The sequence below is a fragment of the Natrinema soli genome, assembly GCF_028618695.1.
The window spans coordinates 1-6,425 of the sequence record NZ_JAQIVI010000801.1; the positions used below are offsets into that span (position 1 = coordinate 1).

Genomic DNA, 6,425 nt, shown 5'->3' on the forward strand with positions numbered 1-6,425 from the left:
GCCGACGCCGCGTCGGAGTCGGGCACCGGTATCGAGCGGGCCAACTCGGTCGCGACGCCCGTCGAAAGCGACGGCGCTCCCGCGACCGACGTACCGACGGAGTTCTACTGCCCGCGGTGTGACTACGTGACCGCAGGCAACGGCGGCTCGCTGCGCGCTGGCGACATCTGCCCCGACTGTCGAAAGGGGTATATCAGCGAGCGCCAGCGCCAGTAGTCGCCCGCACGACCCCGACAACCTTCGAGAGGTTGCGTCCCCGCTCACTCGCGCCTCCGTCCGCGGTTGATCGGTCAGTGTCCTGGCCGGAGCGGATTCGAATACTACTGCAGCCGTCTCAGTGATCCGTTCTCGCACCGAAACCGATCAGCAGGCCGAAACGTTTCCTATGAAAAGAGGTAAACGGTCCGCCGTGTTTCTCCCAATCCATGAAGGAGTACAAGATGCGCCGCGGCGAATATCTCGAGGAGCGAATTCCGGACATGGAGTCGACCGTCGAGGACTACTTCGGTCCGATCACGGGGTCCGAGGAGTACAAGGGAAGCGATCTCTTCGTCATCGGCGAACCCGACAACCCCGTCTTCGAGAAAGTCGTCGTCGGCACCATCGAGTACTCCGGCAAGAAGGACAAACTCGCCGTCGAGTTCTACGAGCGCGACCCCACCGAACTCGGCCCCGACGAACTCGAGGCCGCGGGCGATGCCGTCGACGCCAAAAACGACTTCCTGCTCGAGGCGACCGGTCGCGACGCCAAGTCACGTCGCGAATCGATGAAGCGGACGGTCGAAGACGACCCGGATCACGACTTCTAACGACCTTTTACGCTGCGGTCTGTTGCGAACGCGGCGCTGAGCGCCGCGCTCGCAACGTCCCTCGGTAAAAGGTCGATCAAAAGCACTCCTCCCTCCCTTACAGGTCGGTCGTCGGCCCGCTCGCTCAGCCGGTCTCACGGCCTCCGGCCGTTCGACTTCTCGCGGCGCGTAGCGCCGCGCACGGCTTCGCTCGCGGTGAGTTTCGTAAACCGCCTGCCCTCCCCCGGGTCAGGCGACTCACCGCGAGTGCGGTGAGCCGCCTTCCCGGCCACGGCACCGACTGTTGTGGCTGTGGTTCCGACGAATGGCTTCGTAACGGCTTTCATCGCCGCGTCGAATCCCTCAGTAATGGAATTTCAGGCGTTTCTCGCCGCGACGCTCGTCGGCCACATCGGGTTCGCGATCTTCGTCACCGTCCACGCGTTCGCGACCGATCGCGACCCCGGCAAGTGGCCGTTCGTGACGCTCGCGTTCGGACTGGCCGGAATCGCGGCTTACTTCTTTTACGACTCGACGGAGTCGGGCCAGATCTAACAAAAGCCTCGGGCCACCGTGCCCGCGGTTGTTTACGTTCAGTCGGTTACCGAGACGGGTTGGTCGGTATCCGTCCTCGAGCCGTCGCTCCAGACTCCCCCGGAGAGATCGATTCCACCGGTCCACTTGCCGACGACCGATGCGACGGCGAGATCGCCGGTCACGTTGTTCGTCGTCGCGATCCGGCCGAGGATCGGGTCGACGCCCGCGACGAATCCGACGATTTCGAGGGGAAGCCCGACGGCGCTCAGGATGACGGTGAGCATGATCAGGCCAGCACCGGGGACGCCGGCTGTGCCGATGCTGATCAGGATCACAGTCGCAAGGACGAGTACCTGATCGGCCAGCCCCAACGAGACGCCGACCATGTTCGCGGCGAAGACGACCGTCACAGCCTGCCTGATCGCCGCCCCGTCCATGTTAATTGTCGCGCCGAGGGGCAGTCCGAAGCCGTAGACCGACTCGTCGATCCGCATATTTGTCTCCGCATCAGCGATTGTCACCGGCAGGGTACCACTCGAGGAGCGGATCGTAAAGGCCGTCACCATGGCGTCTTTCGCGCCGCGCAGGAACGCCAGCGGTGACTTCCCGAGGATGCCCAGAGTCATTACGCCGAGATAGGTAACCGTCATGTGAATCGTGACCCCGACCGCGATGACGGCAACGAGCGCGCCGAGCTGGACGATCGCGCCCAGCCCTTCAGTGCCGATGGCGGCCGCCATCAGCGCGAAGACGCCGATCACGCCGTACTCCATGACGCCCCAGACGATCTTGAACAGCGCCTCGGTGCCGGCGTCGACGAATGCGAAGAAGCCGTCAATTGCGTCCACGATCGAATCCTCGGTTGCCGACTCGCGGACCATCGTTAGCGCCAGTCCGAAGACGATTACGACGAAGATCGTCGCGAGGATATTTCCCTCGACCATCGCCGCCAGCGGGTTCTCCGGGACGATGCCGAGGACGACTTCCGAGACGGACGGCGGCTGTGCTTCCTGCGCCTCGCCACCGGTAAACTCCACGGCCGTCCCCGGATTGAACAGATTCGCGACTGCGAGACCGATCACGGCCGCGACCGCTGTCGTCGCAGCGTAGAGAGCGACGGTGAGGCCGCCGACCTTGCCGAGTTTCGACGGTGTCAGCTTGCGCATCCCGCCTAACAGGGTAAAGACGATCAGTGGGATGATCAGCATCTCGAGCAAGCGCAAGAAGAGGTCGCCCAGCGGGTTGAGGACGCCGGCTCGCTCACCGACGATCGCGCCGACTGCAGTCCCGAGTGCGAACGCGACCGCGATGCGGTAGACGATCGGGACGGACCGATACCGGTTCCAGGCGGACCGTACCGTCGATTCCTGAGTTGTGCTCATGGCACTGATCTATGAACGGGACCTACCAACACGTGTCGCTACCGGTGAGAGTAACCTGCTCCTGTGACGGGCGATCGGCGACCCGTGGCGGAGAGGCTGCGCCGGCAACGTCAGGCCAGGAAGACGTGTCGCGGTCGGTCGACGAGGACGTCGCGGCCGAACTCGACGGCCTCCGAGAAGGCGTCGCTCCGGAAGAACTGCATGGCGTCCTCGCGGGAGTCCCAGCGGCTGGCGATGAACATGTCGTTTTCGTCCTCGCGGTTGATCAGCAGGTCCGTCTTGCGGTGGCCGTCCATCTCCGCGAGGAGGCCGGCGGCGTCCTCGAACGCGCCGGTGAAGTCACCGCGGTGATCGGGTTTGACCGTGTAGAACATCCCCATCGTGCCCCAGGAATCGCCCTCATCGTCACCCGCTTGCCGAACGATATCGGGGAGATCGGCGAGGAACCCGGCGGCCGTGTTCGCGGCGCGTTCGGTGTCCCAGAGGCTGACGATTGCGGTCTCCGCATTATCACCGCCGCCCCGAGGTTCGTACACCGCCGTCTTCACGTGCGTATCGTAGTGATCGAAGTTCCCCCGCAGTCCGTCGACCTCCTCGAACAGTTTGTCGGGATCGGCCGCGGAGTAGAGCACGACCGCGTGGACGTCCTCGCCGTGTGGCTGGCCCGCGTAGACGCCCAGTTCCTCGAGTTCGCTTCGAACGTCCTCGTCCCCGTCTGCGTCGTCACCGTGGTGGCCACCGGAGCCGCCGTGGTGGCCGTCCGAGTCCCCGTGATGATGGCCGCCGGAGTCGCTCTCGGCGTGTGGGTGGCCGTGTTCGCCGTGGGCGCTCTCGGCGTCGCCCTCCTGTGGAACCGGCTCGCCCGCGAGGAACGCACCGAGGTTTTCAGGGGGGAAGCGCCGGCCCGAGAGGAATCGGCCGAACTCGGCGAAGCGGGAACTCGAGGGATCGAAGCGCATCTCGTAGAGCAGTTCCTTCACGTCGGTCGGATCGTCGCCGAACAGCGTCACGCCCCACTCGAAATCGTCGAGACCGACGCTGCCGGAGATGATCTGCGTGACGCGGCCGGCGTACTCTCGACCGATGTCGCCGTGTGAAGACAGGTGTTCCGCGCGCTCGTCGAAGGGCAGATCGTACCAGTTGTCTTCCGGTCCGCGACGCTTGTCCATCGGGTAGAACGTCACGAACTCGGTGTCGGGAATCTCGGGCGTGAGCCGCGACTCGATGTAGCGCGCCAGGCCGGTGTCCTCGACCTCCGCATCCTCGTCGAAGTAGTCCTCGGACATGTAGCCCGAGACCTCCGTCACCGAGAGGTAGGAGTCGGCCCGCTCGGTGAACTCGGCGAGCGCGGTGTGTTCGAACCGCCGCTCGAGCGTGTCGATGTCGGCGAGCGTCGGTCGCAGGTGGAGCACGAGCAGGTCGGCCTTGTGGCCGAGCACCGCAAACGTCGCCGATTCGCCCTCGTCAGCGTCGTCGACGGCCTCGCTGGCCGCGAGGTAGTCGATGCCCTCCTCGATCGCTCGCGAGCGCCGCCGCTCGGGCGCGTCTCGCCAGGCGTCCCAGTCGACCGACCGGAAGTCGTGGAGGACGTACCAGCCCTCTTCGGTCTGTGGCGGTCGTCGTCGTTCCATGCTCACCGGTTGGGACGGGATCGCTAAGAAGGACCGGGTTTCGGTGAGCCCGCCGCTGACGTCGCGCCGGCGGCCGAGACCGTCGCCGACTCGCCCCCATCGGAGCCGCCGACCTTCGGACCGCCGCCGTCGGAGCCGCCCCTCGAACCGCCGCCGGGGTCGACGACACCTCGAACCGCCGATCTCGAGCGCGACCGAAACCCTTTACGTGCGTCCGTTTTATCCACGACGTATATGCGGAAAAGTGGGCCGCCGAAGGGACTCATCGCCTACCTCGTGCTCGAACTCCTCGAGGAGAAGCCCCGGTACGGCTACGAGATCCTCAAGGAGATTCGCGAGATCAGCGGCGGTCACTGGGAGCCGTCGTACGGCTCGGTGTATCCGATCCTCTACAAGTTCGAGGAGAAGGGCTGGGCCGAGCGCATCGAGCGCGAGGACGAACCCGATCGGAAGTACTTCGAACTCACCGACGACGGTCTCGCCGAACTCGAAGAGCGCCGCGAGAGCGGCTCGGAGAAGGCCCGTGACTTCGCGGACGTCATCCTCGGCTTCTTCCACGTCTACGCGGCCTTTTCGACGGACGACCGGTTCGAGATCCCCGAGATGGACGGCGAGTGGCGCTTCGACGAGGCGTTCAGCCACTGGGTCGTCGAACAGGTCGTCCGCCACCACGAACACTACTTCGATACCGAGTTCGAACGCCTCGAGGCGACGCCCGAGGAGTTCTCCGAGCGCCACGGCGTCGATGTGGAAGACTGAGTCGGACGACGGTCGCCTCTCCGTCAGTTCCGGCACACTCGCGACCCGCCAGACGGGTGCGCCGATACCTGATTACAGCAGACAGTATGCGGGGACGACAGTTCGCGCCCGTTCGACGCAGTACTCGAGGGGGACGGCCGATTCGGTGCGCAGCTGTGCGACGGTTCGATCACCCCGAGACCAGTTGGGGCCCGAACAGCATCACGAGGAAGCTGACGAGCATGGTCACGCCGACCGTCGTCGTTACCAGACGGACCATCCCCCGGGTCGGGTCGATGATGGGCAGCCGCGAGACGATCGCCTCGGTGCTCGTCCGGAGGATGTGCCCGCCGTCGAGCGGGAACGCCGGGACGCAGTTGAAGAAGCCGAGCTGGACGTTGATCCAGCCGGTCCAGAACAGCAGGTTCGCCACCAGGAAGACGGTCCCGTCGCCGAACGCACCGAGAGCACCCTGCACCTCGTAGAAGTTCTGGATCCCACCGGTGAACCCGGCGAAGTTGAACGGTAAGGCACCGCTGACGCCGATGACCGGCAACAGGAGGGCGAGCCCCATCTTTCCGAGGAAGGTGTCGGCGACGCCGCCGAAGCGCGTCTCGCCGTCCCCGCCGAGCAGGCCCAGATACTCGTCGGCGGGATAGAGTTGAACGCCGATATCGCTGACGTCGACGCCGGACGTTCCCGGATACGGTTGAATCCCGAGGAACCCGCTCTCGGATCGCGGGTTCTCGTCGAGCGTGACGGTGTGCGTCTGTCGTTCGTCACCGATGTAGCCCGCCACCTCGACCTGCTGGCCGGGCTCGGTGTCCGCCAGCAGGGGAGCGAGGTCCTCGTAGCTGTGCACCCGCTCGCCGTCGAAGCGGGTGATGACGAACGTCTCGTCGGTCGGGCCGGTTTCGGCCTCGAGCGGCTCGCCCTCGGCGATCGAGACGGCAGCACCGATCGTCACCGCTCGTTCGACGCTCTCCTCACTGTCCGCGGGTTCGATCGTCAGGCTAACTCGTTCGTCGTCGCCGACGGCGTCGAAGAAGCCGCGTTCGGTCGCGACGGTCTGGCCGTCGACCGCGCGAATCTCATCACCCGTGGAGAGCCCCGTCGGACCGTCGTCCATCGCCGCGGTCACGATCAGCGACCTGTCGACTCTCACCGTCTCCTCGCCGTTGAGTTCGACGGCTACCTGCTCGCCGTCGACGGCCTCGAGCCGATCCGCGAGGTCGTCGTTGCCCTCGACCGCGGTGCCGTTGATCGCCGTGATGCGGTCGTTGGGTTCGATGCCGGCATCGGCCGCGGGGGAGTCCTGAGCCACACCGCCGACGGCGGCTCCGGGTGCG

The 6,425-nt window shown here is 65.6% G+C and carries 7 protein-coding genes and 1 pseudogene; 4 read left to right on the forward strand and 4 right to left on the reverse strand.

Going from position 1 to position 6,425, the window contains the following annotated elements; genetic code table 11:
- The 3 genes and pseudogenes from PGX04_RS32810 to PGX04_RS32820 all read left to right on the forward strand — a co-directional run.
- A pseudogene (locus PGX04_RS32810) lies at positions 1–216 on the forward strand (DUF7093 family protein); the annotation flags it as partial.
- 209 nt (positions 217–425) lie between these two features.
- A complete protein-coding gene (locus PGX04_RS32815; RefSeq protein ID WP_273742304.1) occupies positions 426–809 on the forward strand; it encodes a DUF5611 family protein in 384 nt (127 codons plus the stop codon).
- Positions 810–1,157: 348 nt separating this feature from the next.
- Positions 1,158–1,343 (forward strand): hypothetical protein, encoded by a 186-nt coding sequence (locus PGX04_RS32820; RefSeq protein WP_273742305.1) that lies wholly within the window; start codon positions 1,158–1,160, stop codon positions 1,341–1,343.
- Between the two features lie 38 nt (positions 1,344–1,381).
- Here PGX04_RS32820 and PGX04_RS32825 read toward each other — a convergent pair whose 3' ends face one another.
- The 3 genes from PGX04_RS32825 to PGX04_RS32835 form a co-directional block, all read right to left on the reverse strand.
- A complete protein-coding gene (locus PGX04_RS32825) occupies positions 1,382–2,707 on the reverse strand; it encodes a dicarboxylate/amino acid:cation symporter (RefSeq protein WP_273742306.1) in 1,326 nt (441 codons plus the stop codon).
- 110 nt (positions 2,708–2,817) lie between these two features.
- Positions 2,818–4,338: a heme-binding protein gene (locus tag PGX04_RS32830; RefSeq protein ID WP_273742307.1), complete on the reverse strand. Its 1,521-nt coding sequence runs from the start codon at positions 4,336–4,338 to the stop codon at positions 2,818–2,820.
- 23 nt (positions 4,339–4,361) lie between these two features.
- Positions 4,362–4,565 carry a hypothetical protein gene (locus tag PGX04_RS32835; protein WP_273742308.1) on the reverse strand — a complete coding sequence of 68 codons (204 nt, stop codon included), beginning with the start codon at positions 4,563–4,565 and terminating at the stop codon, positions 4,362–4,364.
- A gap of 7 nt (positions 4,566–4,572) precedes the next feature.
- Between PGX04_RS32835 and PGX04_RS32840 the strand changes: the two genes are divergently transcribed.
- A complete protein-coding gene (locus tag PGX04_RS32840; protein ID WP_273742309.1) occupies positions 4,573–5,097 on the forward strand; it encodes a PadR family transcriptional regulator in 525 nt (174 codons plus the stop codon).
- A gap of 169 nt (positions 5,098–5,266) precedes the next feature.
- On the opposite strand, the gene PGX04_RS32845 is transcribed toward PGX04_RS32840, so the two are convergent.
- On the reverse strand, positions 5,267–6,425 hold a 1,159-nt coding region (locus tag PGX04_RS32845), incomplete at its 5' end, for a PDZ domain-containing protein (RefSeq protein ID WP_273742310.1).